The organism is Pseudovibrio sp. POLY-S9, from assembly GCF_001431305.1.
In the GTDB taxonomy this organism is placed as follows: Bacteria; Pseudomonadota; Alphaproteobacteria; order Rhizobiales; family Stappiaceae; genus Pseudovibrio.
The window spans coordinates 1-260 of sequence record NZ_LCWX01000226.1 but is presented as its reverse complement, the minus strand read 5'-3'; the positions used below and the strand labels follow the sequence as shown (position 1 = coordinate 260).

At 52.7% G+C, this 260-nt stretch carries 1 pseudogene; it reads left to right on the top strand.

Annotated elements, in window-relative coordinates:
• Positions 1-260: pseudogene (locus PPL9_RS34325) on the top strand (IS481 family transposase); the annotation flags it as partial.

The following is a 260-nucleotide window of genomic DNA, read 5'->3' as shown; positions in this document are numbered from 1 at the left end:
CCTGGGCGTTCACCACAGGAGGTGGAGCAGAGGGTTTTATCAGTACGTGACACTTACCCGGCTTGGGGCGCTCGAAAGATCCGCGCTTATCTGCAGCATCAAGGCATTACAGTTCCAGCAAGCCCCACGGTGCATGCCATTCTACAGCGCCATGATCGCATAGAACCGAAATCAATCCCAGCGTCCTCGGATTGGCAGCGATTTGAAGCTCCTCTTCCTAATCAACTCTGGCAAATGGATTTTAAAGGTTGGATCAGGCT